This window comes from Chitinophaga sedimenti (genome assembly GCF_023156195.1).
Taxonomy (GTDB): domain Bacteria; phylum Bacteroidota; class Bacteroidia; order Chitinophagales; family Chitinophagaceae; genus Chitinophaga; species Chitinophaga sedimenti.
On the sequence record NZ_JAKUKA010000001.1, the window covers coordinates 562,274 to 588,776 of the forward strand.

Annotated in this window: 30 protein-coding genes and 2 pseudogenes; 24 read left to right on the forward strand and 8 right to left on the reverse strand. The window is 50.2% G+C overall.

All coding sequences use genetic code 11. The features are described from left to right. The 16 genes from MKQ70_RS03310 (at nucleotide 1) to MKQ70_RS03385 (ending at nucleotide 14,502) form a co-directional block, all read left to right on the forward strand. Nucleotides 1–360 carry a RagB/SusD family nutrient uptake outer membrane protein gene (locus MKQ70_RS03310; protein WP_504909704.1) on the forward strand — a complete coding sequence of 120 codons (360 nt, stop codon included), beginning with the start codon at nucleotides 1–3 and terminating at the stop codon, nucleotides 358–360. Nucleotides 361–499: 139 nt separating this feature from the next. Then, nucleotides 500–1,144 carry a hypothetical protein gene (locus MKQ70_RS03315; RefSeq protein WP_248067994.1) on the forward strand — a complete coding sequence of 215 codons (645 nt, stop codon included), beginning with the start codon at nucleotides 500–502 and terminating at the stop codon, nucleotides 1,142–1,144. A 30-nt stretch (nucleotides 1,145–1,174) separates the two neighbouring features. Further along, complete coding sequence (locus MKQ70_RS03320) at nucleotides 1,175–2,101, forward strand: ABC transporter ATP-binding protein (protein ID WP_248067995.1); 927 nt, start codon at nucleotides 1,175–1,177, stop codon at nucleotides 2,099–2,101. Nucleotides 2,102–2,103: 2 nt separating this feature from the next. After that, on the forward strand, nucleotides 2,104–2,496 hold the full coding sequence (locus tag MKQ70_RS03325; RefSeq protein ID WP_248067997.1) for an ABC transporter permease: 393 nt from the start codon (nucleotides 2,104–2,106) through the stop codon (nucleotides 2,494–2,496). After that, nucleotides 2,493–4,427, forward strand: a complete 1,935-nt coding sequence (locus MKQ70_RS03330) for a Gldg family protein (protein ID WP_248067999.1) — start codon at nucleotides 2,493–2,495, stop codon at nucleotides 4,425–4,427. Before MKQ70_RS03325 ends, MKQ70_RS03330 begins: the two co-directional genes overlap by 4 nt. An 11-nt stretch (nucleotides 4,428–4,438) precedes the next feature. Beyond that, nucleotides 4,439–5,749, forward strand: a complete 1,311-nt coding sequence (locus MKQ70_RS03335) for a MutS-related protein (RefSeq protein ID WP_248068002.1) — start codon at nucleotides 4,439–4,441, stop codon at nucleotides 5,747–5,749. Further along, on the forward strand, nucleotides 5,746–7,065 hold the full coding sequence (locus MKQ70_RS03340) for a MutS-related protein (RefSeq protein WP_282456190.1): 1,320 nt from the start codon (nucleotides 5,746–5,748) through the stop codon (nucleotides 7,063–7,065). The genes MKQ70_RS03335 and MKQ70_RS03340 overlap by 4 nt, the downstream gene beginning before the upstream one ends. 22 nt (nucleotides 7,066–7,087) lie before the next feature. Then, the gene (locus tag MKQ70_RS03345) at nucleotides 7,088–8,566 is read left to right on the forward strand and encodes a S41 family peptidase (protein ID WP_248068008.1); all 1,479 of its coding nucleotides are present in this window, start codon (nucleotides 7,088–7,090) and stop codon (nucleotides 8,564–8,566) included. A gap of 160 nt (nucleotides 8,567–8,726) precedes the next feature. Next, the gene (locus MKQ70_RS03350; RefSeq protein WP_248068011.1) at nucleotides 8,727–9,068 is read left to right on the forward strand and encodes a nuclear transport factor 2 family protein; all 342 of its coding nucleotides are present in this window, start codon (nucleotides 8,727–8,729) and stop codon (nucleotides 9,066–9,068) included. Between the two features lie 55 nt (nucleotides 9,069–9,123). Beyond that, complete coding sequence (locus MKQ70_RS03355) at nucleotides 9,124–9,744, forward strand: sugar-binding domain-containing protein (protein WP_248068013.1); 621 nt, start codon at nucleotides 9,124–9,126, stop codon at nucleotides 9,742–9,744. Further along, nucleotides 9,741–10,922 carry a glycoside hydrolase family 2 protein gene (locus tag MKQ70_RS03360; RefSeq protein WP_248068016.1) on the forward strand — a complete coding sequence of 394 codons (1,182 nt, stop codon included), beginning with the start codon at nucleotides 9,741–9,743 and terminating at the stop codon, nucleotides 10,920–10,922. The genes MKQ70_RS03355 and MKQ70_RS03360 overlap by 4 nt, the downstream gene beginning before the upstream one ends. Before the next feature lie 72 nt (nucleotides 10,923–10,994). Beyond that, nucleotides 10,995–11,393: a hypothetical protein gene (locus tag MKQ70_RS03365; RefSeq protein ID WP_248068018.1), complete on the forward strand. Its 399-nt coding sequence runs from the start codon at nucleotides 10,995–10,997 to the stop codon at nucleotides 11,391–11,393. Nucleotides 11,394–11,719: 326 nt separating this feature from the next. Next, nucleotides 11,720–12,475, forward strand: a complete 756-nt coding sequence (locus MKQ70_RS03370; protein ID WP_248068020.1) for a DeoR/GlpR family DNA-binding transcription regulator — start codon at nucleotides 11,720–11,722, stop codon at nucleotides 12,473–12,475. Nucleotides 12,476–12,617: 142 nt separating this feature from the next. Then, complete coding sequence (locus MKQ70_RS03375) at nucleotides 12,618–13,406, forward strand: HAD family hydrolase (protein ID WP_248068022.1); 789 nt, start codon at nucleotides 12,618–12,620, stop codon at nucleotides 13,404–13,406. Between the two features lie 58 nt (nucleotides 13,407–13,464). Next, nucleotides 13,465–14,058: a Crp/Fnr family transcriptional regulator gene (locus MKQ70_RS03380; protein ID WP_248068024.1), complete on the forward strand. Its 594-nt coding sequence runs from the start codon at nucleotides 13,465–13,467 to the stop codon at nucleotides 14,056–14,058. Between the two features lie 81 nt (nucleotides 14,059–14,139). Beyond that, a complete protein-coding gene (locus MKQ70_RS03385; RefSeq protein WP_248068027.1) occupies nucleotides 14,140–14,502 on the forward strand; it encodes a DUF4260 domain-containing protein in 363 nt (120 codons plus the stop codon). A 40-nt stretch (nucleotides 14,503–14,542) separates the two neighbouring features. On the opposite strand, the pseudogene msrA reads toward MKQ70_RS03385, so the two are convergent. Then, nucleotides 14,543–15,096, reverse strand: a pseudogene (msrA, locus tag MKQ70_RS03395) (peptide-methionine (S)-S-oxide reductase MsrA). Nucleotides 15,097–15,326: 230 nt separating this feature from the next. On the opposite strand from msrA, the gene MKQ70_RS03400 reads away from it, so the two are divergent. The 7 genes from MKQ70_RS03400 to MKQ70_RS37520 all read left to right on the forward strand — a co-directional run bounded on the left by MKQ70_RS03400 (nucleotide 15,327) and on the right by MKQ70_RS37520 (nucleotide 21,134). Next, nucleotides 15,327–15,818, forward strand: coding sequence for a MepB family protein (locus MKQ70_RS03400; RefSeq protein WP_248068032.1), 492 nt, complete (start codon nucleotides 15,327–15,329; stop codon nucleotides 15,816–15,818). 267 nt (nucleotides 15,819–16,085) lie between these two features. Next, nucleotides 16,086–16,502: a carboxypeptidase-like regulatory domain-containing protein gene (locus MKQ70_RS03405; RefSeq protein WP_248068036.1), complete on the forward strand. Its 417-nt coding sequence runs from the start codon at nucleotides 16,086–16,088 to the stop codon at nucleotides 16,500–16,502. 23 nt (nucleotides 16,503–16,525) lie between these two features. After that, complete coding sequence (locus MKQ70_RS03410; RefSeq protein WP_248068042.1) at nucleotides 16,526–17,761, forward strand: TonB-dependent receptor plug domain-containing protein; 1,236 nt, start codon at nucleotides 16,526–16,528, stop codon at nucleotides 17,759–17,761. Then, nucleotides 17,749–19,368 carry a SusC/RagA family TonB-linked outer membrane protein gene (locus MKQ70_RS03415; RefSeq protein WP_248068045.1) on the forward strand — a complete coding sequence of 540 codons (1,620 nt, stop codon included), beginning with the start codon at nucleotides 17,749–17,751 and terminating at the stop codon, nucleotides 19,366–19,368. The genes MKQ70_RS03410 and MKQ70_RS03415 overlap by 13 nt, the downstream gene beginning before the upstream one ends. Next, on the forward strand, nucleotides 19,369–19,761 hold the full coding sequence (locus MKQ70_RS03420) for a hypothetical protein (protein ID WP_248068047.1): 393 nt from the start codon (nucleotides 19,369–19,371) through the stop codon (nucleotides 19,759–19,761). It begins immediately after the preceding gene. Continuing rightward, complete coding sequence (locus MKQ70_RS03425) at nucleotides 19,700–20,797, forward strand: RagB/SusD family nutrient uptake outer membrane protein (protein WP_308198913.1); 1,098 nt, start codon at nucleotides 19,700–19,702, stop codon at nucleotides 20,795–20,797. The genes MKQ70_RS03420 and MKQ70_RS03425 overlap by 62 nt, the downstream gene beginning before the upstream one ends. Further along, nucleotides 20,763–21,134: a RagB/SusD family nutrient uptake outer membrane protein gene (locus MKQ70_RS37520; protein ID WP_308198914.1), complete on the forward strand. Its 372-nt coding sequence runs from the start codon at nucleotides 20,763–20,765 to the stop codon at nucleotides 21,132–21,134. The genes MKQ70_RS03425 and MKQ70_RS37520 overlap by 35 nt, the downstream gene beginning before the upstream one ends. 48 nt (nucleotides 21,135–21,182) lie before the next feature. Here the strand turns inward: MKQ70_RS37520 and MKQ70_RS03430 are convergent, their stop codons facing one another. The 7 genes and pseudogenes from MKQ70_RS03430 to MKQ70_RS03465 form a co-directional block, all read right to left on the reverse strand. Continuing rightward, nucleotides 21,183–21,629, reverse strand: a complete 447-nt coding sequence (locus MKQ70_RS03430; protein WP_248068050.1) for an SRPBCC family protein — start codon at nucleotides 21,627–21,629, stop codon at nucleotides 21,183–21,185. 95 nt (nucleotides 21,630–21,724) lie between these two features. Next, a pseudogene (locus MKQ70_RS41955) lies at nucleotides 21,725–23,252 on the reverse strand (DEAD/DEAH box helicase). A 47-nt stretch (nucleotides 23,253–23,299) separates the two neighbouring features. Further along, nucleotides 23,300–24,487, reverse strand: coding sequence for a metallophosphoesterase (locus tag MKQ70_RS03445; protein WP_248068054.1), 1,188 nt, complete (start codon nucleotides 24,485–24,487; stop codon nucleotides 23,300–23,302). Nucleotides 24,488–24,643: 156 nt separating this feature from the next. Next, nucleotides 24,644–24,871 (reverse strand): ferredoxin reductase domain-containing protein, encoded by a 228-nt coding sequence (locus MKQ70_RS03450; RefSeq protein ID WP_248068056.1) that lies wholly within the window; start codon nucleotides 24,869–24,871, stop codon nucleotides 24,644–24,646. 37 nt (nucleotides 24,872–24,908) lie between these two features. Beyond that, nucleotides 24,909–25,334 carry a ferredoxin reductase domain-containing protein gene (locus MKQ70_RS03455; RefSeq protein WP_248068058.1) on the reverse strand — a complete coding sequence of 142 codons (426 nt, stop codon included), beginning with the start codon at nucleotides 25,332–25,334 and terminating at the stop codon, nucleotides 24,909–24,911. A 5-nt stretch (nucleotides 25,335–25,339) separates the two neighbouring features. After that, a complete protein-coding gene (locus MKQ70_RS03460; protein ID WP_248068060.1) occupies nucleotides 25,340–25,483 on the reverse strand; it encodes a hypothetical protein in 144 nt (47 codons plus the stop codon). A 57-nt stretch (nucleotides 25,484–25,540) separates the two neighbouring features. Continuing rightward, nucleotides 25,541–25,936, reverse strand: a complete 396-nt coding sequence (locus tag MKQ70_RS03465) for a flavodoxin domain-containing protein (protein WP_248068063.1) — start codon at nucleotides 25,934–25,936, stop codon at nucleotides 25,541–25,543. Nucleotides 25,937–26,163: 227 nt separating this feature from the next. On the opposite strand from MKQ70_RS03465, the gene MKQ70_RS03470 reads away from it, so the two are divergent. Next, entirely contained in the window at nucleotides 26,164–26,430 is a 267-nt protein-coding gene (locus MKQ70_RS03470; RefSeq protein WP_248068066.1) for a hypothetical protein, read from the forward strand. The last annotated feature ends 73 nt before the right edge of the window (nucleotides 26,431–26,503 follow it).

Below are 26,503 nucleotides of genomic sequence, written 5' to 3' on the forward strand. Positions count from 1 at the left end.
ATGCGGCTTGCCGAAATGTATCTCATCCGCGCAGAGGCAAATATGCTGAGAAGCGCGGCCAATAAGAATAATGTGATCGATGACCTGAATGCCATCCGCCATCGTGCGGGTTTGGATCATCTTCCTTACACGCTTACTGACCAGCAGGTGACCGACGCCATTGCCCAGGAAAGACGCGTTGAGCTGTTTGCGGAATGGGGGCATCGGTGGCTGGACCTGAAGCGGACGAACAAGGCTTCGGAAGTACTTTCGCAGCTTTCTTACAAACAACCCTGGAGCCAGCATCAGTTGCTGTACCCGGTGCCGCCGGAGGAGCGCCTGTGGGCAAACCAGCTTTCCCAGAATGAGGGGTATTATTAAACATGATCACCATCAAACCAGTAAAGATGTTTCGAACTAATTATAAAATAGGGTGGCTGCTCGCAGCCGTTATTGTATCGCTTTTTTCAGCCTGTAAAAATACGGCCCCGCCGAGATTTACCCGGCATCGCTTTCCATCGTGAATGGCCTGAATGACAATACGTCATTTTTTAACGTGTATTATGGCGATACACGGCCAAAGGCTTACATCCGGCTGGCGTATGTCACCACCGGAGGTGTGTTTGAAACCGCGACCAACAAAACTGACCAGTCTATCCGGTTGTTCCGCAACTACGATACACTGTCCTTTGAAAAACCGTTCCTGCAAAACAGGCTGGCGCTGGAACCCGGCGGTATCTATACGCATTTTGTGTATGGCAGTCCGGCCCAGGCAAAACAGAAAACCGTAAAGGAAAAACTGCCTGCCCGCAGCGTATCCGACAGTGTGGTGAACCTGCGCTTCGTTAATTTTTTTACGGAAAGATCTATCGACGTTGTGCAGCTGGAGCCCGCCGCGGGTACTATCGTTAGCAACCTGGCTTACGAACAATTGACGGATTTCATAAAAGTACCTGCCGCCACCTCCGTGAACAATTTCGTGTTCGAGATCAGGGACCATGCCACCGGCACGGTACTCACCACGTTTTCGGAAGTAAATATGTTGGCCGGCAGCAGCATTCCTAATGTAGACTGGTTGTTCAAGGCGCGTTCCATGCTTGTAACAGGTATTTGGACGGACGTGGGTAATTTTTCCATTGCAGCGAAAACCATCGGGCATTATTAAATTCTAGTCTTCATTTCTTAAGTAATAAGTATGCACCCAATATTAAAGGTTACGAACCTATCGCATAAGTATGCCAGTAACTGGGCCATACGGGAAGTAAACTTCGAGATCAACGATACAGGCGTGGTCGGTTTGCTGGGCTCGAATGGCGCGGGAAAGTCCACCACCATGAATATTATTTGCGGTACGTTGCTGCAAACGGAAGGTAATGTTTCGATCAATGGGCTTAGTATGAAAGATGATCCTATCGCCTATAAAAAACAGATCGGATTTTTACCGCAACAGGCGCCGCTTTACCTGGATTTTACCGTGCAGGAGTACCTGGAGTATTCGGCGCAGTTAAGGCTGATGGACAAAAAGCTAATCAAAGGAGCGGTAGATGAAGTACTGGAAAAAACATCCATTACACAGATGCGTTCGCGGCTGATCAGGAATTTATCAGGAGGCTACCGGCAGCGTGTGGGCATTGCGCAATCGATCATCAACAAACCGAAAGTGGTAATTCTTGATGAGCCTACCAATGGGCTTGATCCCAACCAGATCATTGAAGCGCGCAAACTGATCAAGGAAATTGCGCAGGACCGTGCGGTGTTGTTATCGTCCCACGTATTGTCTGAAGTGAACCTGCTGGCAAGGGAAATTGTGATGATCGAATCGGGGCAGGTGGTGTTTTCGGACACGCTGGACGCGTTCAACAATATCCTGACACCTAATACCATGGTGGCCAGGATGCTCAATATGCCCTATGTCGAAGAGCTGCTGGCCATAGAAGATGTGCAGAAAGTGGAGCTGTTGCCGGACAATAAATGCCGCATCTGGTTTCAGCCAAACGAGGATCTTGCGGAAAGGATCGTCCGCAAAAGTGCGGAAAAGAACTGGCGGCTTACGTCCATTCATACAGAGTCTTCAGGGATGGACGATACCTTCAAAAAATTATCATCTTCTTCAACTTTATAGTAATGAGAGTAATATTAAATATAGCGCGGGCGGAATTACGGCATTTCTTCTTTTCACCGATCGCATGGTTTGTGCTGATCATTTTCCTGATGTTCAGTGGCGGGATCGTGATGGGTAACCTGGTAGATACTGCGGTACAACAAGATGCGTTGATGGATTTGCAGGGCGATGCGTTCCAGGGGTTTCTTACTTCTCCGCTCACGCGCATGGTGATTGGAAAGGGCGTGGAATGGGTGTTGACGATTTTCTTTTTATTTATCCCACTGTTAACCATGGGGGTGATCAACCGGGAATACTCCGCAGGTACCGTTAAACTGTTGCATTCCTCGCCAATAAGCATCCGGCAGATCATTTTCGGGAAATTCTGGGCGTGTACAGTTTTGTTTGTCTTATGATTATCCTGTTTACGGGTATCATGGTCGTGTTGACCTGCAGCATCCGGAACGTGGAATTCCTGCATCTTGCGGCCATGTTGCTCGGTTTCTTTCTGCTGGCCGCCATGTACGTTTCTGTGGGCATGTTTTTTTCCAGTCTGACCACTTACCCGATCGTAGCTGCACTGTGTACGTTCGTGGGGCTGATGCTGTTCGCCGCCATAGGCCTGACCTTCCAGGGAACTGACTATGTACGGGACATTACGTATTATCTCTCCAGCTCAGGAAGGGTGGAAGTAATATTGGGTGGTCTGCTAACGACACGCGATATCCTTTACTTCCTCATGATGACGGCCTTTTTCCTTGTCTGTACCCTTATCAAAACAAAATCAGTTACGGAGTCTAAATCATGGCGCGTGTCCTGGGGCAGGTACCTGGCAGCTTTTGCCATTACGGTGAGCGTGCTGGTGGTAACGTCGATTCATGGATTTATAGGTTACTATGATGTAACAAGGGCAAAGATCAATACGCTGCATCCCAATACGCAGGCAGTAGTAGCGAAACTCGACGGTTCGCCGCTGAAGGTAACGTTGTATGCGAACCTCTTCGGCTACAACCTGCAGAATGGTTTGCCCGCGGCACGTAATAAATACCTGTGGGACTTCTGGGCAAGGTACCGCCGTTTTTACAATAATATGGAGTTTGAGTATGTCTATTACTATGATACCATTACCGGTGATAGTACGGTATATCAAACATATCCGGGTAAAACGCTGGAGGAGATCGCGGAGAAATATGCAGAAGTGAATAAAACGGATATCTCCCTTTATAAAACCCCCGCGGAGATCCGTAGTATGATTGACCTGGAGGGGGAGTCGAAAGGATTGATCTTGCAGGTGGAATACAAAGGCAAGAAGACATTTTTGCGGACGTACCAGGACCCGCTGATGTTTCCGAATGAGCGGAACGTAGCTGGCGGCCTACTGCGGTTAATGAATGATACCACGCCCACTTTCAAATTCCTGACCGGGCACCTGGAGCGTTCGCCGCTGAAATTCGGCGAGCGGGAATATGGTAATCATGCGGTGAACAAGTCGGTCCGTAATGCGCTGATCAACCTGGGAGTGAATTTCGATACCGTATCCAGCATCGCTGGCAGCAGGGTTAATCCGGATGAAGTATTGGTGATTGCTGACCCGAAAACCGTGTTGGATAAAGCCCTTATCGACAGCGTGAAAGAATATATCGACAAGGGAGGTAATGCCATGTTTTATGCTGAACCTGGTAAACAATTTGTCATGAATCCCATCCTGAACCACATCGGCGTAAATGCGGAGGAGGGCACCATTGTGCAGGAGAACCCGCATGATATGCCACATAAGTTCATCGGACTCATATCGAAAAAGGGGACGGAGATGGCAGATGAGGAGCCGTTTTTCTTTTATAAGTGTGGCATATTGAAGGCCTGCTACACTGCTATCACGGGCGCCAGCCTGTTAAGTTATTCCGATACCACCGGGTTTAAAGTGGAGCAGCTCACCACGCTGGCGAACAATGCGGAGAGTTGGGTAGAGCGGGGTGTATTGGTGGTAGATTCTGCCGCACCTGTTTTTAATGCGGCCGAAGGGGATTACCGTACGGAAGCGCCGTACCCGGTGGGCTTGCAACTGACCAGGAAAATAAATAACCGCGAACAAAAGATCATCGTTTCCAGCGATGCAGATATGATGTCGTCCGGCAAACAAAACGGGAAGGATTACGGCAACGCTTTTTACAGTTTTACACTGGATAATCGTTACCCGGTATATACAAACTTTGCGGCGCCGACGGATGTATGGCTCACGATAAAAAAGACGCCGGCCAAAACATTGAAGCTGATCATACAGTACGGTATTCCGGCATTATTGCTGGTTGTGGGTATTGTGATACTGGTACGGAGAAAACGCAAGTAAAAACAGATAGTATGTATTTACAGACAGATACGCAGACGATGGAGGACTTGCGCCTGTTCTCCAAAGCGGATACACAGGGCATTTACGATATCTATAACCAGTCGTTTACCCGCGGCGGACAGGCTATTATGGAAACCATGTTCCGGCAGCCGCTGAGCGATCGTGAGGCGATCATGAAACGGATCAATATCATTACTGCTTTTGTAAAGACGAAGTCGGGTTTCCCTTTTGATGGTGCTACACTGGACAGCGTGGAGAAGTACATTTCTTTTGATGATCAACTGGAAAGTGGCGCCAAAATAACACAGGGGGAAAAAGAAGTGCAGAACGGGATAGCAGCCGTAGTGGGACTCTTTCATACCCTGCGGCAGTACCTCGCGTCGCCGGAATTGGTAAAGGTAACGGAGCTGTCGGCCGAACGACTGGCGGCAGCGGCGTTGTTGAGCGATCCGGCGTTTACACCCATCTTTAATGAGCAGCCCGGCAGCAGGATCTCTTTCGCTGCGGTAACGGCCTATGATGTGCTGATCCGCGTCAAAGAAAAGCGAAAGGTGTTGCAGCTGTTGCAGTTTATTTATCACATCGATGTGTACGTGTCGGTAGCGCAGGTGGCGGCGAAGCACCAGATGGTGTTTCCAACCGTGCATCCGAAAGGTACTGGCATCCTGAAAGTGGCAGGTGTATATCACCCGCTGTTGAAAAACGCAGTAGCCAATACGCTGAACATGGACCCCGCGCGTAACCTCGTGTTCCTGACGGGCGCGAATATGGCGGGGAAATCTACCTTCCTGCGGTCGTTCAGTATCGCCGTGTACATTGCGCATATGGGTTTCCCGATAGCAGCTTCTGCCATGGAGTTTTCGGTTATGGACGGGGTATACACCACCATCAACCTGCCGGACAACCTTGGCATCGGCGCCAGCCATTTTTATGCGGAAGTGCTGCGGGTAAAGAAAATCGGGCAGGAACTCAGCGAGGGTAAATCGCTGTTTGTTCTGTTTGATGAATTGTTCCGCGGTACGAACGTAAAGGATGCGCTGGAAGGGACGCTGGCGGTATGCACGGCTTTTACGAACCGGCATGACAGCAAGTTCATCATCTCCTCGCATATTATTGAGGCGGCAGATGAATTGCGGAAAAAGGAAAGTGCCGCGTTTTATTACCTGCCCACTATTATGAACGGACCTGCGCCAACGTATACCTATACGTTGCAGGAAGGCGTCACGAATGACAAGCATGGCATGATCATCATTAATAATGAGGGCATACTCGATATCCTGAAGCAGGGCAATAAAGGTGGTAAACGGTTAAAACAGTTATGAGTTTCAAAATAGATCGTCAATCAACGGGGGAGCTGAACCCTCCGGGAAAATTCCGGCAGGGGTCCTTGTATTATCTGTTCAACCGGGTGAAAACACGCATTGGTGAAAAGCTGATGGACGAGATGTTCTCCCATCCGCTTACGGATGCTGCGGCGATTAACCAGCGCGTGGCGGTATTCCGGTTTTTCGGGGAAGAAGGTTTTTCTTTTCCTTTTGAAGCCGACCAGGTAGCCCTGATGCGGGAATATATTGACAGTACCAGCGGTAAATCGCAGCTGGCCACTACCGTGGATACGTTTACGCAGAAGCTGCTGGCGGCTTTGACGAAAGACGGCCGGTATAAAAATACCCTGTTGCAACTGCAGGCCACCATCGTGACGCTGCAAAAGTGTTTTGGGTTGCTGGAGTTGCTGAAACGGGGCAATAGCCCGATACAGCAGCGGGTGGAAGCCCTGTTGTCCATCATGCACCACAAAGATATCCGGAAGGTGCTGGACAGTGATATTTACAAATCGATGTCAACTCAAACGGTATCGGAATACGATTTCCTGTTGCGTACGCAGCATAACGATGCCATGAAAGACGTGTTGGCATTTATAGCAGAAACAGATGTATATATCGCTGTTAGCCAGGTGGCGCTTGAACGGAATTTTTGTTACGCACGGGCGGTAAACAAGGAGGAGAATAGCTTTCATGCCCGGGCGCTCCGGCATCCGTGCATTGCCAAAGCCGTGGGTAACGATATCAACATGAAAGAAGGAAGCAATGTACTGTTCCTGACCGGCGCAAATATGGCGGGTAAATCTACCTGGATGAAATCGATCGGTATAGGCATGTACATGGCGCATATCGGTTTCCCGGTGGCGGCGGCGGAAATGACTTTTTCCGTACGTGAGGGAATTTTTTCCAGCATTAACGTGGCCGATAATATTGCCATGGGATACAGCCATTTTTATGCGGAAGTAGTACGGGTCAGGGATGCAGCGCTGGCTGCGGCTACCGGTGAACACCTGCTGCTGATGTTCGATGAATTGTTTAAGGGAACGAATGTGAAAGATGCCTTTGATGGCACCCTGGCGGTGACCCAGGGGTTCGCCGAATATAATAACTGCCTGTTCATCGTATCCACCCATATTATAGAAGTGGGCGAGGCACTGAAAAGCCTGCCGAACGTGCAGTTCCGTTTCATGCCTACGGTGCTGGAAGGAAATGTGCCGAGGTACACCTATACCTTGCGGGAAGGCATCACCGAAGACCGGCAGGGGATGATGATCATCGAAAACGAAGGCATTATCGACCTGATTAATAAGCGATAACTATTAAAACTAACCATTAGCAATGAAGCAATTTTTTGCCTCAGGGATTGTTATGTCCCTGCTGACCACAGCTTCCATGGCCCAGGAGCAACCATTTACCGGGTTTACGAAGCAAGACCTGAAAGATGATTTTAAATATGCGGTGGACCTGTTGAAGCGGCAGCACCCGAACCCTTACAAGTTTACCGACACCGTCACGTTCAACCGCAAGATGGATTCCCTGATGACGCGGCTCGATAGAGACCCTTCGCTGTTAAGCGCCCTGCGTTATTCGCCGGTGCAGCTGTTCAACGATGTGCACCTGAAGCTGGATTATGACGAAGAGCATGTGATCGATATGTTTTATGCGATTAACCATTTTCCGCTCGCCACCACCACGTTTAAGGATAAGATAATCGTGAACGCCAAAGGAGCGGCAATCCCGTTTGGCGCGGAGTTGCTGAGTATTAATAAAATGCCGGCGGCAAAGGTGTTGAGCGAAATCGGTTATGCTACCTACAGCGATGGCTTTATCAAAACCGGCGCCGACCGCACGGGTACGAACCTGAGCCTGTTCATCAGCCTGGTGTTCCCGGATGCGGCCAGCTACGAGGTCGTGTATAAAGAAGCCGGCGCGAAAGGCCCGGTAACCGTAAAGCTCCCTGCTGTGGACGCTAAAACGGGCTATCACAACCGGAACCTGGGAGAGCTGCCTTTTAACACTTTTCTGAAACGCGGTTATGTGACGAAGGAGTACCTTGACAAGGAATCTGCCGCCATTTTAACGGTGCTGACCTTTATGCTCCAGGAAAATGCGCTGTACAAGGAACTGGGCGATTTCTTCTCGGAGGTGAAAAAGCGGGACATTAAAAATGTGATCATTGATATTCGTTCCAATGGCGGCGGTAACCCGAATATGTCGGCCCTGCTGTATTCTTTTGTGGCGCTAAAGCCCTTTGATAACGTTTTCAATTATCGCACGAAGAATATCGAAGTGCATGATCCGGCCAACCTGCTGAACGGGTACGGTACAAAAATGAGCGAGGAGGAAGTGAAGCAGAACGAGAATTTCCTGAAGCAGCGGTTCGATTACGACAGCACTGCGGGATTTTACTACGGTAATGCCCGCCTCACAGAAGGTTCTATTACCAACTATCCGCCTGACAAAAACAACTTTAAAGGCAATGTGTATGTGCTCACCAGCGGTGGCACCGTAAGCGCCGCCACGTACTTTGCCGCCCTGGTAAAGAACAACCAGCGCGGGTTATTGGTAGGTACGGAAACCGGTAGTGGCGAAGCATCGACGACAGCAGCCTGGTTTAATACGTATAAGCTGCCAAAAACTAAATGCAGGTTAACGGTGCCGATGAGTGAGATCTACTTCATGAAAGCGCAGCAGGACAATGGTCGGGGCTGTGTGCCGGACAGGGAACTGACGTTCGAAGCTTTTCAGCGATACATTAAGGCGAATGTGGACCCGGAGATACAGTATACGCTGGATCTGATACGGGCGGGACGGTAATGCGTTAAGAGAAAGCCGCGCGATTTGCGAGGCTTTCTACTGTATAAATACGTTGGATTTCCTGCACCATGCAAAGGACCGCCCTAATTCAGCGCTGTTTAATTGTTCAAAATGAAACAGTGTATGCGGAAACGGCATGACATTTTCTTGTCTTATCAACATGAATAATAAAGCAATTCTTGAAAAGGCAAACGCCGCTGTCAGCAGCGGCGACAATGAGGGGTTTCTTGCTTTTTGTACAGATGATACGGTATGGACGTTCGTCGGCGATCAGACGTTGCGTGGCAAAGAGGCCGTTCGGCAATACATGGCAAAAGCATATAAAGAACCGCCGAAGTTTATGGTCGCACAGCTGATTGCGGAAGGTGATTTCGTGACGGCCCTGGGCACCATCAGCATGAAGAATGACGCCGGGCAATTGATTGATTATGAATACTGTGACGTATGGACGTTCCGCGAGGGTAAGATGGCGGAGCTGAAGGCTTTCGTGATTACCACCTGACGCCATTGATCAAGCAGATTATTATTTCCGGAAAATAAGCCGTAAATAGGCTTACATGAAAACCAATCTCCAATTCCTGCTGCTCATCGTATGCAGCATAAGCGCCTTTGCGCAAACTCCGAAACTGCCCACCAAATGGACCAAAACCGCCATGGAATCGGCATTGCCCCTGTCCGAATACCCACGACCGCAAATGCAGCGTGCCGACTGGCTGTGCCTGAACGGTAAATGGGACTACCTCGGCGGCAAACAGCTTGCATCGGCTTTGCAGCCGGAAAAGCCCATCAGCTTTGAAGGAAAAGTGGAAAAGATACTGGTGCCGTACTGCCCGGAATCTGTTCTTTCGGGTATAGCGCGCAACGAGGAAGTAAATATGTGGTATCGCAGAACGTTCGAGCTGCCGGCCTCCTGGAAAGGTAAACAGGTATTGCTGCATTTCGAAGCAGTCGACCATGACGCCACTGTATTTGTGAACGGGCAAAAGGCCGGGGTGCATGCCGGCGGTTATGATGCCTTTACTTTTGATATTACTTCGTTCCTCAAAGCCGGTAGCAATACGCTGGTGGTGGCGGCACACGATCCGAACGACGGGCGTACGCCATCCGGTAAAAACGGGCCACGGGGCGACTATACGTTTACGTCAGGCATCTGGCAACCGGTGTGGCTGAGCCGGTGAGCACGAGCTATATTAAAAGCATCCGGCTGCTGCCAGACCTGGTACGCAACCGGTTAAAAGTGGTGGTAGAGGCAGATGGAGCACAGGTGTCGGCAACAGCGCTCGACGGCAAAACGGTCGTGGCAGAAGCCAAAGGCAATGCCGGTACCGAGTTTTACCTTCCGATCAATAATCCCCGTTATTGGACGCCCGAAACGCCTTTTCTGTATGATTTACAGCTCCGCCTGCACGATAAAAACGGCAAGGTGACCGATCAGGTGGCGAGCTACTTCGGCATGCGTTCTGTGGAATTGGGTAAGATAGATGGTGTGGTGCGGCCGCTTCTCAACGGCCGCTTTGTTATGCAGGTGGGCCTGCTGGACCAGGGCTACTGGCCCGACGGTATCCTCACCGCTCCCACGGAAGAAGCCCTCAAATATGATATTGAGTTCACGAAAAGGGCCGGGTTCAATTTGATTCGCAAACACATGAAAACAGAGCCCAAACGGTTTTATTATTGGGCAGACAAAATGGGATTGCTGGTATGGCAGGATATGCCCGCCATCTGGTACCAGCACGAAGACACAGCAAAGGTACGCAGCACGTTCCGCAAAGAGCTTAAAGCTATTATAGACGATCTGTATAATTCCCCCTCTATTATAACATGGGTGCCCTTCAATGAAAACTGGGGCGCCTTTGATGTACGCGAAATTACCGACTGGGTGAAAAAATACGATCCCTCACGGCTCGTTAACGGCAACTCGGGCTTCAACAATAATCCCGGCTACCGGGAAGCCTACGGAGATCCGGGCAACGGCGATTTTGTGGATACGCATATTTACATTGGCCCGAACGACGCTTCGCAGCCAGACAGTAAACGTGCGGCATCGTTAGGCGAATACGGCGGCCTGGGCCTCTTCGTTCGCGGACATATGTGGCCGGTAGAGAACAATGCATATGGGTACGAACCTACGAGAACGGCACTGTCTGACCGATACGTACTGCTGATGGACCAGGTGGAACAACTCATGAAATACCGGGGCCTCAGCGCAGCGATATATACACAAACCACGGACGTGGAGCACGAGGTGAACGGCCTGCTTACTTACGATCGTGCTGTGGAAAAAATGGAAGTTGATAAGGTGAAGGCTGTAAACCAGGCCGTGATAACGGCGGGAGACAAGTTGAACGGCAAATAGTCGTTCAACCCCGTTTTTTGTCGGGTAAGCCGCCGGTTTATGCAGTTGATCGTCTTTAGCATGTAATTCGTCGTGCGCCGAAGTATTATTGTGGATGCGCATCTCTATACTTTCGTTGTCACTCGTGGCTTTATCCCTCACCTGCCGGGCGCAGTACGAGGTAACATCGGTTATCAAACTGACCTTGCTGAGTCCGGGGGTGTGTATGAACATCCGATCGGGCGCCACCAGACCCTCCATTTGCAAGGCATGTTCACGCTTTCCGGCGGACTGGGTTACTCCTCGAGTATGGGCTGGTTGTCGAATTTCTACCTCGACCCGGCCCTGGCGCTGGAATACCGGCATTATTTCGGGATGAAGCGAAGGTGGGAGCGGGGTAAAAACGTAGCGCTCAACAGCGGTAATTACCTGGCCGGGTTATTTCGCTCCGACTTCCCTAAAAGGTATTACCTGAACGATGTGGGGAGATAGACCGGCGCCGCAGGCCTGTCTATGCGCTTGGTGTACTGGTTGGAATGCAGCGGAATTACAGGAGCAGGTTTAGCCTCGATATGAACATCGGTTTAGGGCATTCGCTGGAGCAGGGCTATATTGATCCGACCGGCGAGTCGACTACGCATAACAGTCAGTTCTACTTCCCGGGAAAGTTAAGTCTCGGAATATGGTTGAATAAACGAAAATAACAGGAGGGCTGACCAGACCGGTCAGCCCTTTGACTGCGTACACGGCGTTTCCCGGTTATGCGTAATTTTGCAATAATCTGCAAAATTGCATATTTTTGCATTTGCCAAAACAACGTGCATCATGTTAAAGAGAAGCGGTTTGAATTTATCCTCGATAGTCTGAAGAAGAAGCGTGGCGTCACATTTGAAGACCTGGCGGCAAGGTTAAATGTGTCGGACGATACGATTCGCAGGGATATCGAGTACCTGCATAAAAACGGGCTGTTGTCGAAGGTCCGCGGTGGCGCCATCCCCCGTGCTACGAATCCGCTGACCTTCCGGGACAGGCAATCTTATCTTAAGAAAGAAAAAGACGTTATTGCGTTAAAAACCCAGCAACTCATACACCATGGCATGACGGTATTCATGGATGGCGGCACTACCATGCGCGCTATTGCGGAATACTTTCCGGCGGATATCCGCCTGCGGGTAGTGACGAATAATTACGCCCTGATTGGCGTATTGGCGCCCTATCAGCATGTGGAGCTGATCGTGGCTGGTGGCAACTATGAGCGCCGGCTGCAGTCCTTTTCCGGGCATGCTACCTGCACTGCCATTGCCGATTTTACCGCCGATTTATATTTGATGGGAACCTGCGGCGTGCACCAGCGCTTCGGCGTTTCCGGCGACGCGCAGCTGGATGCGGAAGTAAAGCGGGCCATGAAAAAGGCTGCCCGCACTACAGCAGTTCTGGCTAACCACGAAAACCTCCGGCGGGTAGATGCTTTTAAGGTTTGTGATATCACCGATATAGACATCCCGGTAACGGATTTGAGTACCGATCACGAGGACCTGGACGAGTTTCGTAACCTGGATATTCAGTTGTTGTAAGTTATTGATTGTAAATATACTATCGGCCCATTCCACCGGAATGGGTTTTTTCTTTCCCTGATTTAACAGAAAGTTATTTGCGGTATTTTGCAAATTTGCATAAATTTGCATTGTTAAAATGATTAGCGGAAATAAAAATATCATGATAAAACTTATTGTAACAGACCTGGATGGCACACTGCTTAACGATCGGCACCAGGTACCCGAACGTTTTTGGGAAATCACTGAACGCTTGTTCAACAAGGGCATCCGGTTCAGCATTGCATCCGGCCGGCCTTATTTCAGCATAAAAGAGCACTTTGAGCCGATCATGGACAAGATTTATACGATCTCCGATAACGGCAGCTTTATTGTACATCAGCAGGCAGAGGTATCGTCTAAACCCTTGCCGGCAAATATGATAGCCGATTTAATCACGACCGCACGCACGGTTCCCGACGCCTGGCCGGTATTATGCGGGAAAGAGCAGTGGTATATCGAGAATGCGGACGAAGGACTGGTCAACAGGATTGCTGTATTTCACAAGAAGTTCAAAGTGGTGGAAGATCTTACAAAAGTGGAAGAAGCAGTGCTGAAATTGTCGCTTTGTGATCTTCGTGGCGCCAATGATAACAGCTATCCATACTATAAGCATTATGAAGACAGGCTCCAGATCGCTGCAGGCGGCTCCGCCTGGCTGGATATTACCCGTCCCGATGCGAATAAAGGTGCTGCTGTGCAGGTATTGCAACAACTGCATGACGTTACGCCCGACGAAACGCTGGTGTTCGGCGATTTCATGAATGACTATGAAATGATGAAGGTGGCAACGCACAGTTATGCGATGAAGAATGCTTATCCGAAAATTCTTGAAACGGCGAACTTTGTGACGGAGAAAGATAATAATGAAGGTGGTGTGCTGGACGTGATCGAACGTTTGTGCTTCTCCTAGTAACAAGTATTATAGGTGGTGCCAGGGCTGTTTCGCATTTTTCTCCTAACTTACCCTTATGATCGCCGACCAGGATATAGCCGTTTTGAAATCCGCCATCCTTCGCTTCGTACCACTTACTGCCGAAGAATGGGACTTGTTACTACCTGCGCTGGCGTATCACCATCTTTCCAAGGGAGAAAAATGGATCAACGAAGGGCAGAAGGAACAGCGTATGGGCATTGTACTCTCCGGTAATATGCGGCATTATTATACCCGCGACGGAGCGGAGAAAACCACTTATTTCTATTTCGAAAACCATTTTGTGGGATCTTATATCAGCGCCCTGACAAATAAACCGTCCCAACTCACCATAGAGGCGCTGACAGACTGCCGGCTGCTCACGTTCCCGTATGCACACCTGCAAATGCTCTATGAAAAAGCGCCGCGCTGGGAGCGATTCGGCCGGTTGCTGGCGGAATATCTCGCCATCGGACTGGAAGAGCGCATGGCCGGGCTGCTTACTATGAGCCCGGAAGAACGCTACCCGGAGTTATTACACGGTAACAAGCAGAAAATACTTGAAAGAATCCCACAGCATTACATTGCCAACTATCTCGGCATCACGCCGGTAAGCCTGAGCCGCATCCGCAAACGACTGCTGGAAAAATAACGGCCGTCCATTTTCTTATCTTATGTAAACGTTTTCCGCCAGGTGCATCGCTGATCTTTGTGGTGTTAAAACAAACGCACCATGAAATATCTGTTACAGGCCGAGGCCATCGTTCCGTTTATCATAGCTGTAGTACTGCTTCATATGCTGCCCATTCATTTCAGCTGGTGGATGTGGATCGTTTTATTCCTGGCGCCGGATATAAGCATGTTCGGATACCTGTTGGGCAACAGGGTGGGAGGGATCATTTATAACTTGTTTCATCATCAGTTGCTGGCGGTGGCAGTATGGGGATTCGGGTTATGCCTGTATCAGCCCGCCGTACAGCTGGCAGGACTGGTACTTTTAGGCCACAGCAGCCTGGACCGGTTAATGGGGTACGGTTTAAAACTGCCCGAGGGATTCAACTTTACGCACCTGGGCGTGATCGGTAAAAAAGGTTAAGACGCAAACAGGACGCCTTTTGCGCCCTGTCCGTTAGTCGTTATTTCAATTGCCAGTCTGGTCTTATATAGTGACAGGTATATCCATTTGGATGTTTCTGGAGATAATCCTGGTGCTCTTCCTCCGCATCCCAGAAGTCGCCGGCCGGTACTACTTCGGTTACGATAGGGTTAGGCCAGATGCCGGAAGTTGATAATTCCCCGATCAGTGCCGTTGCTGTTGTCTGCTGTTCCTCATCCAGGTAAAAAATGGCCGACCGGTAGGAAGTGCCGATATCGTTCCCTGGCGGTTGCGCGTGGTAGGATCGTGGATCTGGAAGAAAAACTCCAGCAGTTTCCGGTAGGAGAGTATATCCGGTTCAAATGTGATTTTAATGCCTTCCGCGTGTGTGCCGTGGTTCCGGTAAGTGGCGTTGGGTACATTACCGCCTGTATAACCAACACGTGTTTCCGTTACGCCTGGCAGTGCCCTGATCAGTTCTTCCACTCCCCAGAAGCACCCGCCGGCTAATATTGCAGTTTGTGTTGCCATATGCTTTGTTTTAATCCGTTCTATAGCAACATCTTTTGTGCCAGTTGAAAGGGTGCCCGGCATTTCGGCGGGTTTGTAGCAATTTGGCGGTAATTATTGTTTGTTTTGGCAGGCATGCCGATAACTTTGCCTACTTTTATCGTGATATTGTATACAGGGCAGCCAGCTGCCTGTCCCCGGATCCCGCTAACTTTACACCGTACATGTTTGCCGCTCCTATGAGGTTATTGATGATCTTCTGCGTCAATCATCGTTTTGCCTCCGGGTTGGAAATAGCTGTATATTCACATAACATGAAACTGCCACCCGAACTGCAAAAAGCACAATCGCAGCTGTACACCCCGCATGCAATGCAAATCACCGATTTCGTCCAACAGGCCGAAAGCGCTGAATATGGCGCCTGCACGTTTCGTTTAAATGGAAGGCCGGTCATACACCGCGTGTCGAAAATTACGCCTGCTAAAACCGGGCAGTTCGTTACTATCTGGAAACGCAACGAAGCTGGCGATACTTGTCCGTTCGATGCCACCGACGACTTCGACTACGTGATCATTACAGCTACAAGCGGCGCCGAGTTCGGACAATTCATCTTTCCCAAAAATGTATTGATAGAAAAAGGAATTGTTACCGCGAATGGCCGCGAAGGGAAACGTGGCATTCGCGTTTACCCGCCCTGGGATGCCGCGAACAGCAAACAGGCTGTGCTGACCCAACAATGGCAGACCCTCTATTTTGTCGCGCACGCTAAGATGGCAAACATCAGCGTACTGTTTCCGGTTGTTTGACCCTACACGACCGCCATCTAATTGCAGCAATTTTATTGAACTTCACGATAAGATTATGAATTTGTTAATTGCTTCCACCGCGAATAAACTTCTGCTGTAATTTTTCCAATTTTGTTTCACTAATCTAAGCGTAGTGATTATCGTCGTCGTTGGCAGTCCGCTGCCAGCAAGGGTTTTATTGTATTTACTCCTGCTCTCTTTCATGATTGTAATGTTGAAAGCGCATCATTTATTTATTGAGACTATATCAAAAGTTATTGTATGTATTTGAGAAAAAATTTACTTTATTTAACCTCGCGCATTCTCCAAAAGACCATCGTCTGCGCGGCATTCGTGGCCGTGGTAAGCAGTGCGGTGGTAATGCCGTCGCACGCGCGGGCGGCCACATCAGAAAATGTAGACAAACGCGTAACAGGTAAGGTGACTAACGCCGCTAACGGCGAGGCTTTGCCTGGTGTTAGCGTCATTATTAAGGGAACGACCAACGGCACCACTACGGATGTTAATGGTAATTATAGCCTCAACGTACCCGACGAAAATACGATACTCGTGTTCAGCTATATCGGCTTCCTGAACCAGGAAGTGGTGGCGGGTAAAGGGGCTTCGCTCAACGTGCAGCTCGGAACCGATCCTAAATCGTTGAATACGGTAGTGGTAGTGGGTTACGGTACACAGAAAAAGTAAACCTGACCGGCGCGGTAGACCAGGTGGGCCCGGACGTATTACAGAACCGCCCTATTCCCAACCTGGCGCAGGGACTTGTGGGGGTGGTGCCCAACCTCAACCTGCGCATGCTCGATGGTAAGCCCACGCAATCTCCTTCATTCAATATCCGTGGTACCACGTCTATCGGGCAAGGTGGTAGTGCATTGGTGTTGATCGATGGGGTAGAGGGGGATCCGCGTATGCTGAATCCCAACGATGTGGAAAGCATCTCTGTACTGAAAGATGCGGCATCTGCCTCTATTTACGGTGCACGCGCTGCATTCGGCGTGGTGCTCATCACCACTAAAATGCCGACCGGTGGTAAGGCCAGCGTTACGTATGCTACCAACTACGCGATCAAAGCGCCCACCGAAGTGCCTGACAACATCACCGAATCGTACCCATGGGCGAAAGCGTTCAGCGATGCCTGGTCAAGGTGGAACGACAACGGCAGCACACCTACCGCAATCAATAAGACCATCAGCTTCTCGCCCGCTTATCTGGCCGAAATCAAAAGAAGATGGGAAGATCCTTCTTTACCGAGAATTGAGGTAAATCCCAGCACCGGTGAATACCAGTACTTCTATAGCACCGATTGGTACAACGAATTGTATAAGAAGAATTTCGGCGCCAGGGACCATAATCTGTCGGTTTCCGGTGGCAGTGATAAAGCAACTTTCTACCTGAGCGGGCGTTATAACGACCAGGATGGCCTGTTCCGCTATAACAGCGACGATTACAAGATGTACAACATGCGCGCGAAAGGCACCATGCAGGTAACGCCCTGGCTGACCATCGAAAATAATACGGAGTATTCTGTACAAAAGTATCACCAGCCGGTGAACGTAGGCGAGGGTAGTGGCATTTACCGCAATATCGCCGACGAAGGCCACCCGCTGGCGCCGTTGTTAAATCCTGATGGTACGCTGTCTTTTTCGGCAGCCTACACCGTGGGTGATTACTACATTGGCCGGAACGGTATCGATAATACCCAACGCTTCCTGAGAAACAAGGTGGGCGCAAGGGCAAAGTTCCTCGATAACAAACTGACCGTTCGCGCGGATCTTACTTTCCAGAGCAACGACATTGGTTCTCAGCAGAACCGCGTGCAGGTGCCTTACAGCCGCGCGCAGAACGTGATCGGCTACACCGGTACCAACACCAATGATCTGCAGGAACGTAAGCGAACGACCAACTACCTCGCCACAAACTTTATGCAGATTACGTGGCGAAGCTGAACGGCGGTCATAATTTCACCTTCCTCGCAGGTTTCAACTACGAGCAGTCGGTGTACAGCAACCTTACCGCACAACGTAACGGTATTATTTACGGCGATGCGGACGATATCAGCCTCGCGCTGGGACAAAGCATCACCACGACCGGTGGTTACCAGAAATGGGCTATTGCCGGCGGCTTTTACCGCGTGAACTATAACTTCCGCGAGCGTTACCTGCTGGAGGTGAATGGTCGTCTGGACGGCTCCTCTAAATTCCCGAGCAACCAGCAATGGGCCTTCTTTCCGTCTGTATCCGCCGGTTGGAGAGTATCTGAAGAAAATTTCTGGCACGTGAGCCCTAAAGCGATATCCAATATCAAACTGCGCGCTTCCTATGGTTCGTTGGGTAATGGTAACATTGCGCCTTATGCGTTCAATGAGAAGTTCGATATTACGCAGTCTGGTCGCGTGATCAATGGTATTCGTCCGCAGACTACCCGCCAGCCGGGCGTAGTTCCCGCGGGGCTTACCTGGGAAACCTCTACCACTGCTAATATAGGATTGGATTTCTCCGCATTGAATGGTCGCCTTTCATTTGCCGGTGATATGTATCGCCGCCAAACGAAAGACATGTTTACCAAAGGCCCCACCGTACCGGAAGTATTCGGTACAACGGTGCCCAGGGGTAACTACGCCGATCTGAAAACGACCGGCTGGGAAGTGTCCCTGAACTGGGGCGATGCATTCACGCTGGCCTCCGGGCCATTTACTTACGATGTGCGTTTTGTGATGGCCGATTCATGGGCAGAGGTGACCAAATACAACAATCCTGATAAGGACCTCAGCGACTACTACGCAGGTATGCGCGTAGGCGAGATCTGGGGCTACCGTGTAGAAGGTCTGTTCAGATCTGCGGATGATATTGCCAATTCTCCTTCACAGGCTAATATCCCCAATACGAACACCCGCAAAAACTATCCGGGCGATATCAAATTTAAAAACCTGGATGGCGATAAGGTAATTTACCAGGGCCTGAACCGTGTAGGCAACTCCGGTGATAAAACCATCATCGGTAATTCAGAATCCCGCTACACATATGGTTTTGGTCTGTCCGGCGACTGGAACGGCATCTTCCTTTCTACTTATTTCCAGGGGGTAATGAAACAGGATTGGTATCCTTCTGCGGAAGCGCGCTTCTGGGGAATGTACAACCGTCCCTATAATGCCTACCCGGCCTGGCAGGAAAACAATATGTTCCGCGAAGAACTCGGCAATTTCGACGCATACCTGCCCCGGTTGGTAGGTTATGTGGCGCAGGGCACCGGTCGTGCGTTACAGGTGGCTAATGATCGCTACCTGCAAAATGCAGCTTATATCAGGATGAGAACCCTGCAGGTGGGATACTCGCTGCCGAAACGCCTCATTGCTAAAATACACGCCAGGGATCTGAGAGTATATGTAGCAGGTGAAAACCTGTGGACTTGGTCGCCGATGTACAAATGGACCCGCGATACGGATGTAACAAATATCTATGGCTCCGACCGCGACCTGAGCGGTGGTACCAGCGGCGATGGGTACAACTATCCCATGCTCAAATCTGTATCTGTAGGCCTCACCCTCAATTTCTAAATGATGAAGATATTAAACTATATAGCTGTTGTAGCAGCGCTGTTGACGATGAGCGCCTGCGATTTGAATGAACTGCCGGTAGATACGGCGACGAACGATGCGGTGTTCGGCTCTGAAAGCGGGCTGGAATTATACACGAATTCTTTCTACGACCTGTTGCCTGGCACCGACGTGGGCGTGTTCCAGGACGATGATAATTCGGACCTCGTAGCCCGCAACGGTGTGGACAACTACCGGCGCCCGGCGCATTATCGCCCATCACCAGCTCCGGCTGGTCGTGGACCGACCTTCGGAACATTAATTACTTTATCGAAAATGCAGAAAAAGCAAGGTGCAGAACAAAGGTCATTACCTCGGCATGGCCCACTTCTTCCGTGCACTGTTTTATTTTGAAAAGGTGAAACGTTTCGGTAATGTACCCTGGATCAATAAAACGATCCCGATCAGCGATACGGCCATGTTGTTCGCCGCACGCAATGATCGTTTCGAGGTAATGGACAGCGTACTGTCTGACCTGAACTACGCGATCGAAAACATCACCCTCGCATCGGATGCCAGTTGCACCCGTATTACGAAAAACGTGGCGCGTGCTTATAAAACACGCATATGCCTGTTCGAAGCGTCGTTCCGCAAATACCACACGAACTATGGCAAGCAGGCAACCGCCGCTGCCTGGTTTGAGGAGGTTGTGAAGGAAGCGGATGCGATCAAAGGTTTTTCATTGCACGAAGGCGCTACGAAAGACAGGGGCTACCGCGAGCTGTTCCTGGCCAAATCGCCTTATACAGACGAAACCATACTGGCCGTGGCGCTCAGCAGCAACCTGCAGGTATACAGCTCTGCCAATCGCCGGTTTATAAGTCCCACTTACGGTAACCGTCCCAGCCTGACACGCCGTTTCGTGAATACTTACCTGAACCTCGACGGAACTTCTTTCACCAGCAACCCGGCATATACGACCACGCCTTTCGTGGAGGAAGTCAAGAACCGTGACCTCCGCCTGAAACAAACCATTCGCCTCGGTGAGTACCGCAGGACCGAAAATGGCCTTTCTGTGATCGCGCCACCGAACTTTAACCAGACTTATACCGGTTATCAACCTATCAAATGGTGTTATGATGAGCGCTTTCCTTTTGATGACGAAAGCCGTAATGATAACGCGCATATCATTATGCGCTGGGCGGAAGTGCTGCTGAATAAAGCAGAAGCACTGGCGGAACTGAACAGGATGACTGCGGCGGAATGGACCAACACCATCGGCGCGCTGCGCAAGAGAGCGGGCATCACCGGGGCCACACTCACCACGTTGCCAACTGTTGCCGATCCTTACATGGTTAGTTTTTACGCCAACAAATTTACTGACCGGTATTCTGGAAGTGCTGCGCGAAAGAGGTGTGGAACTGATTTTCGAAGGCCGCCGTCCCGATGACCTGCGTCGCTGGAAAATTGGGGAGCTGTTCCAGTCTGCCGACATGAACGGTATGTATGTACCTGCCCTGGGCGAATACGACCTGAACGGCGACGGTGTGAAAGATGTATACTTTTACCAGGGAACGAAGCCGGCTTCCACCACGCCGGGCATTGCCTTCGTGGATGTAAGTACTTCTACCGCTGTGGGCAGAATTCAATTGTCGAACGGTACGTCCGGCGAAGTGCGCTGGAACCCTGGCGCACGCCAGTGGCTGGATGCTAAATACTTATACCCCATCCCGGAAGATGTGCGGGTGAGAAACCCCAAACTCGGGCAAAACCCGGGCTGGATGTAAATAAACAACGGGGCTTTTCTTTCAGTGGAGACGCCCCGTTTTACTTTATCATGCATCCGGGATTTCCGGCTCTACCAGTTTCGCCAGTTTCTCCAGCGATTCCTGCCAGCCGAGATAACACATCTCCGCAGGGATAGCTGCCGGTATATTTTCCTGCGTGATTTTTACCTCGGTGCCGGCAATGGTTTTCTTTAGCCACACGATGGTTACCATTTCACCTGGCAGATTAGGATCCTCGAATTTATCTGTGTATTTGATGAATTCATTAGGCTTCAGTTCCAGGTAAGTGCCGCCGAAATAGTGGCTGTTACCCGTTGAGAAGTTCTGGAACGACATGCGGTAGGATCCGCCCTGTTTTGCGTCCAGTTCATGAACGGTGCAGGTAAATCCATATGGAGGCAGCCAGGCAGCAAACGCAGCGGCTTCTGTAAAGGCGCGGTATACTTTTTCGGGCGAGGTTTTCAGCATCCTGTGCAGTGAGACGTTGTTTGACATAACATTGATTTTTGTACATCTCAAAGGTGCGCATAAATTCAGATGCCAACGGGGGCCGAATCAGACAATAAAAGGGCTGTTTGCGACGCTGCCTGTTAGGCCGCGCGACGCCTGCTTTTTCCCTGTGTCAGTTGTCGTTGCATAAACCTTTGTACAAGGGTTTTCAGCCGGGATTTATAATCTTCCGCCAGCCAGTCGGTATAATTCTTTGTCACTTTGCCCAGGCACTTGCCATATTGTTTGATGCGCCATTGTATCTCCTGGTCCAGCTCATCCGCCAGCTCCAGCGCCTGTGCAATGGAACTACTATTTTCAATACACATCATGGCATGTTGCCGGATCGCGTCACGGATCACTACGCTGGCTTTTTTACCCGCGTCGATGGCTTCGTGGTATGCGCCCTGCACATCGAACGATAGTTGAAGTGTGTTCGGGAACTTCGCGCGCAGGTCTGCAGAAATGGATCTTGTTTCTACCGTTGTCTGGTAACGCAGGCTTTCGATATATGCTTCAGGCCTGTCAAAAATGAGCTGCCAGTCTACGGGCGACTGCCAGGCCCCAAACCTGTCTATATTATTCCCCAGGTCGATAATATTAAATGTCTTTTTCTTCGGCAATCGTCTCGATCCCCGGCCAATCATCTGGTGGTAGAGCGTAAGCGAAGTCGTGGCGCGGTTCAGGATTACGGTTTGAACGGTTGGTTCATCGAAGCCGGTGGTAAGAATCGATACGGAAGTAAGAATGGCGCCTTTGGTCTTTTGAACCATTTCAGGATGTCTTCCCGTTCCTGCGGCGTGTGCCGGTTATCGAGGTGTTTCACCGGGTAGCCGGCTTCCTCGAAGAGTTTGCACACATTCCGGGAGGTGAAGATACCGTTATTAAAAATTAATGTTTTCTTATGCTTCGAGTGCGTTTCGTATGCGTGCAACAACAGATCGAGCATGGCGCGGGAAGAGTACAGCTCATCCGAAGTACTGATCGTGAAATCGCCATACACGCCTGTTTTAAGCGAATTCAGTTCCACATCATACCGCCAGGTAACCGGTTTCGCCAAATATCCCTGTCTTATCAGGCCGTCGATGCTTTCGCCGATAATCAGCTGCTGATACGTTTTGTTCATCGGCAGGTCGGCATTAGAGCTAAGTGGGGTGGCGGTAACGCCCACGACTATTGCCTTTGGAAACCGGTGCAGCAATTTCTGGAAGGCGTTATGATGCGCTTCATCAATAATCACCAGCCCTATATCCGAGGGATCGAACAGCTTTTTTTGATGCGGTTGCGGAGCGTTTCCACCATGGCAACGTAACAATCGTACGTCGTCCGGGCGCTTAACCGCTTTACCGCGCTGTTAATAATTTTTGTGTTGATGCCCATCTTTTTCAACGTGGCGGAAGTTTGCCTGCTCAGTTCCACACGGTGTGTGAGCACCACTACTTTTTGCTGCTGATGGGTGAGGTACCATTTGGCAATTTCCGAGAATATCCTCGTTTTGCCGCCCCCGGTGGGAAGCTGGTACAGTATTTTGCTGCCGCGGGCGGCCTGTGTCAGTTGATCGAAAAGCGTGTTAAGGTCACGTTCCTGGTAAGGATATAGTTCCGTTGAATTGTTAATGTTGTTCGTCATACACAAAGTTCTCGGGAAACATTATATCAAACCAGGGGCCAGAGCTTTTAGGCGACCTCGCCCCGCTTTAAGGTGAGTACCGTAATCTCCGGCCAGATACCTATCCTGCCCTTCAGTCCATGGAACCCGAAACCACGGTTTACATACAGGTATTTCCCGCCCTGGTTGTATAATCCCGCCCATTGCTTGTAAAAATATTTGATAGGGCTCCATTTAAAGCCGAACAGCTCTATGCCGAACTGCATGCCGTGGGTATGGCCCGCCAGGGTCAGGTGAATATGCTGGTGGTGATCCAGCGTCACTTCGTCCCAATGAGAAGGGTCGTGCGACATCAGTATTTTAAAAGCAGCGTCGGGCACATGGGAGGTGGCCATCTTTAAGTCGCCATACTTATGAAAACCACCCTTGCCCCAGTTTTCCACACCCACCAGCGCCAGGCTTTCGCCCTGCTTTCTGATGGTCACAGCTTCGTTCAGCAATAAGCGGAAGCCGGTTTCGGCATGTATCTCTTTCAGACGTTTGAGGTTGGCTGCTTTTGCGGTATCGCTTTCCCAACGCATGTAGTCACCATAATCGTGGTTGCCGAGCACTGAATATTTACCATAAGGCGCTTTCAGTTGCGCGAAGCTGGAAATCCAGGGGTCCATTTCGGAAGCTGTATTGTTGACGAGGTCGCCGGTAAATAACAACAGGTCGCTGTTTTGCGCGTTTGCCAGGTCCAGGCCCTTTTGCACACCCCTGGGATCGCTGAAACTACCCGAATGCACGTCCGATATTTGCGTAATGGTAAACCCGTCAAACGCCTCCGGAAGGTCCGGGAAGGTGATCGTTTCCCGTTTCACCCGGTAGAAATGCCGCCCGCGGGTGATGCCGAAAAGAATCACCGGGAAGAATATAGCGGCCACTGCCAGGGCCACCTCGCTTACATAGATATTCCTTGCCGGGAAGCCGCGGAAGAGGCGCACGAAGTCCTCTGCCATCAATACCAGCGAAGCAAACATTTTAGGGATAAAACTCAGCATCATGGCGCCCATTGTCAGCGTCACCAGCCGTTGTACGTGCCTGCCGCCCCGCAGCATGGTAATAATGGATATAATGCCTGCTATCAGCAGCACATCGACCAGCCAATAAAGGTTGTGTAGTAGCTGATTTTGCGTGAGGGTAGTCACTGCCTGGTAAAAATAGAGGTCGCCCACCAGGAAGAGCGCTAATATCAGGAAAAGTCTCCTTGCCATATAAGTAAAATATCTTCTTACTTAGGAAGGCGGATGAAGGGGGAAATATTGTAAGCGCAGCAAATTTTTCGCCTGCAGGTGGATTTAAAACATAAAATGAATCGTTCTGTTGGCGCTGAAAGAAAAAGCTCCACCGCCGGGTGGAGCCTTTTCTTGCTAGTAGCAGTCCAGTAATACCTGCCCGTGCGATTCATAATGACTGATGCTCTTACCGTGTTTCTCTTTACAAAGCGCGTCAAGGAACTGCATTACATCATGCTGCATGGCCAGCGAGCCGCATACCATTAAAGTACCTTCTCCGGCAAGGGTGGCGGCGATGAAGTCCGCATCGCGCTCCAGCAGGTCCTTTACATATTGTTTATTGCCTTCCCTGGAGTAAGCCACGTGCAGTTTAGTCAGCTGCCCGCTTTCCGGTGTTGCTTCATTTCTTCTTCGTACAGCGCAAAAGAGGATGCACCCCGGAAACCGCAATACAGGTGCGTTTCGGTTTTCTTTTATTTTGATCGATCATGCCCGGGGAAGGGGCGATGCCCGTACCATTGGCGATCATGATCACTTTGGGTACGAACGTTGGGAAGCGGAAGTCGTAGTTAGCCACTATGCGCGCCTGGATCGTATCGCCAGGTTGCAGGTTGTACAGGTAACCCGAGCCAAAGCCGGAGGGGTGCAGTTTAACGCTCAGCTGTATTTCTTTGTCCACCTTACCAATGGAATACGTGCGTTCGCGGTAGTCGTTGGCGGGATAAATGGCCAGCAGGTCACCGGAGGTAAAGCTGGAACTCGTTTTCAGGCGAATGCGGAATGCGCCGTCCGTATGTGCGGCCTCACTGCGCGAAATCACCGTCATCGGTTTCAGGCCAAGGGGGCGCGGGTCAGGTAATGGGGCAATTCCATTTTAGGCAGGTTCATCTGCTTAAACCAGGCCGCTATCCAAAGGTCCGACTGGTCGGGCGACTTGTCATCAATGGTATGAATATCCGGAAAGGCACCGCCCATTCCTGGTTGGTGAGGGCCAGGTGCACGTCGTAACCAAACCGGCAGAAGTCCGGGTAGTTACGCGAGCCAAAGGCCATCACCGAGAATTTGATCTTTGCGTTTGTTGTACCGTAGGCAACAGGTCCATGAACTTTTAGCCGAAGCCGGTGCTTCACCGGAGCCGTACGTAGAAGTTAACACGATCAGGTGCTCCGCCTGCGGAAAAGCCTGGTAATTGTTCAGCGTGGCAAGATAAGCGGCGTGCCCACCCTCCAGCAGGTGTTCGTACACCGAGGTCGCCAGCTTCATCGTAGTGCCGTTTTCGGAGCCCACTAATACAATGAAGCGCGCATTCTCCGCGGTGAATTTGCTGTTATTGCTTTTCCCTTTCCGTTTCCGCGTGCTTATAAAAATGGCGATGCCGGCCACTAATATCCCTGCCAGGAGCAGGTACATCCATAAAGAAATTTCCATGTTTTGTCTTGGTCAGTCAGTTTTGGGCTGCAAGGTAAGCCGCCGCGCCATTATAATAAAGACGTATCCGGAATATTTATCTTTATTAAGTATCGAATTATATTTGCATATGTAAATATTTTAAATGTATATTTGTATCAACTTAAAAAGAATGCAATACAGCTAATGTAGAGGACAGCCAACTAATACCATTTTTATCCTATAACCTATAATCCAAGATTTCCAAAATGAAAAAATTGATCTTCGCAGTGGCAGCACTGTCTGTTTTCGTATTTGCATGTGGTAAAGAAGACGACAAGGTGGATCCGAACGCTACTTACTGCTGGACCTGCACTGTTACTACTACTGTTTCCGGTCAGGCGGACGCGTCTCAAAAACTCGAGCAGTGCGATTATACGGCTGCACAGATTAAGAAAATTGAAACGGATGGTACTTCCACGACGAATGCCGGTGGCGTTACCGTAAAGCTCACCACGAAGTGCACTAAAAAGTAATCGCAAAAGGCCGCATCCGGAGATGCGGCCTTTTTGTTGCTGCCTGCAGCTCAGGACCACAGGCGATCATTAC

What these genes read in the sequence shown, in the direction of transcription:
- MKQ70_RS03310 (WP_504909704.1), top strand. Translation starts at nt 1, where the DNA reads ATGCGGCTTGCCGAAATGTATCTCATCCGCGCAGAGGCAAATATGCTG.
- MKQ70_RS03320 (WP_248067995.1), top strand. Translation starts at nt 1,175, where the DNA reads ATGCACCCAATATTAAAGGTTACGAACCTATCGCATAAGTATGCCAGT.
- MKQ70_RS03325 (WP_248067997.1), top strand. Translation starts at nt 2,104, where the DNA reads ATGAGAGTAATATTAAATATAGCGCGGGCGGAATTACGGCATTTCTTC.
- MKQ70_RS03330 (WP_248067999.1), top strand. Translation starts at nt 2,493, where the DNA reads ATGATTATCCTGTTTACGGGTATCATGGTCGTGTTGACCTGCAGCATC.
- MKQ70_RS03335 (WP_248068002.1), top strand. Translation starts at nt 4,439, where the DNA reads ATGTATTTACAGACAGATACGCAGACGATGGAGGACTTGCGCCTGTTC.
- MKQ70_RS03340 (WP_282456190.1), top strand. Translation starts at nt 5,746, where the DNA reads ATGAGTTTCAAAATAGATCGTCAATCAACGGGGGAGCTGAACCCTCCG.
- MKQ70_RS03345 (WP_248068008.1), top strand. Translation starts at nt 7,088, where the DNA reads ATGAAGCAATTTTTTGCCTCAGGGATTGTTATGTCCCTGCTGACCACA.
- MKQ70_RS03350 (WP_248068011.1), top strand. Translation starts at nt 8,727, where the DNA reads ATGAATAATAAAGCAATTCTTGAAAAGGCAAACGCCGCTGTCAGCAGC.
- MKQ70_RS03355 (WP_248068013.1), top strand. Translation starts at nt 9,124, where the DNA reads ATGAAAACCAATCTCCAATTCCTGCTGCTCATCGTATGCAGCATAAGC.
- MKQ70_RS03375 (WP_248068022.1), top strand. Translation starts at nt 12,618, where the DNA reads ATGATAAAACTTATTGTAACAGACCTGGATGGCACACTGCTTAACGAT.
- MKQ70_RS03380 (WP_248068024.1), top strand. Translation starts at nt 13,465, where the DNA reads ATGATCGCCGACCAGGATATAGCCGTTTTGAAATCCGCCATCCTTCGC.
- MKQ70_RS03385 (WP_248068027.1), top strand. Translation starts at nt 14,140, where the DNA reads ATGAAATATCTGTTACAGGCCGAGGCCATCGTTCCGTTTATCATAGCT.
- MKQ70_RS03400 (WP_248068032.1), top strand. Translation starts at nt 15,327, where the DNA reads ATGAAACTGCCACCCGAACTGCAAAAAGCACAATCGCAGCTGTACACC.
- MKQ70_RS03420 (WP_248068047.1), top strand. Translation starts at nt 19,369, where the DNA reads ATGATGAAGATATTAAACTATATAGCTGTTGTAGCAGCGCTGTTGACG.
- MKQ70_RS03430 (WP_248068050.1), bottom strand. Translation starts at nt 21,629, where the DNA reads ATGTCAAACAACGTCTCACTGCACAGGATGCTGAAAACCTCGCCCGAA.
- MKQ70_RS03445 (WP_248068054.1), bottom strand. Translation starts at nt 24,487, where the DNA reads ATGGCAAGGAGACTTTTCCTGATATTAGCGCTCTTCCTGGTGGGCGAC.
- MKQ70_RS03455 (WP_248068058.1), bottom strand. Translation starts at nt 25,334, where the DNA reads ATGACGGTGATTTCGCGCAGTGAGGCCGCACATACGGACGGCGCATTC.
- MKQ70_RS03460 (WP_248068060.1), bottom strand. Translation starts at nt 25,483, where the DNA reads ATGGGCGGTGCCTTTCCGGATATTCATACCATTGATGACAAGTCGCCC.
- MKQ70_RS03465 (WP_248068063.1), bottom strand. Translation starts at nt 25,936, where the DNA reads ATGGAAATTTCTTTATGGATGTACCTGCTCCTGGCAGGGATATTAGTG.
- MKQ70_RS03470 (WP_248068066.1), top strand. Translation starts at nt 26,164, where the DNA reads ATGAAAAAATTGATCTTCGCAGTGGCAGCACTGTCTGTTTTCGTATTT.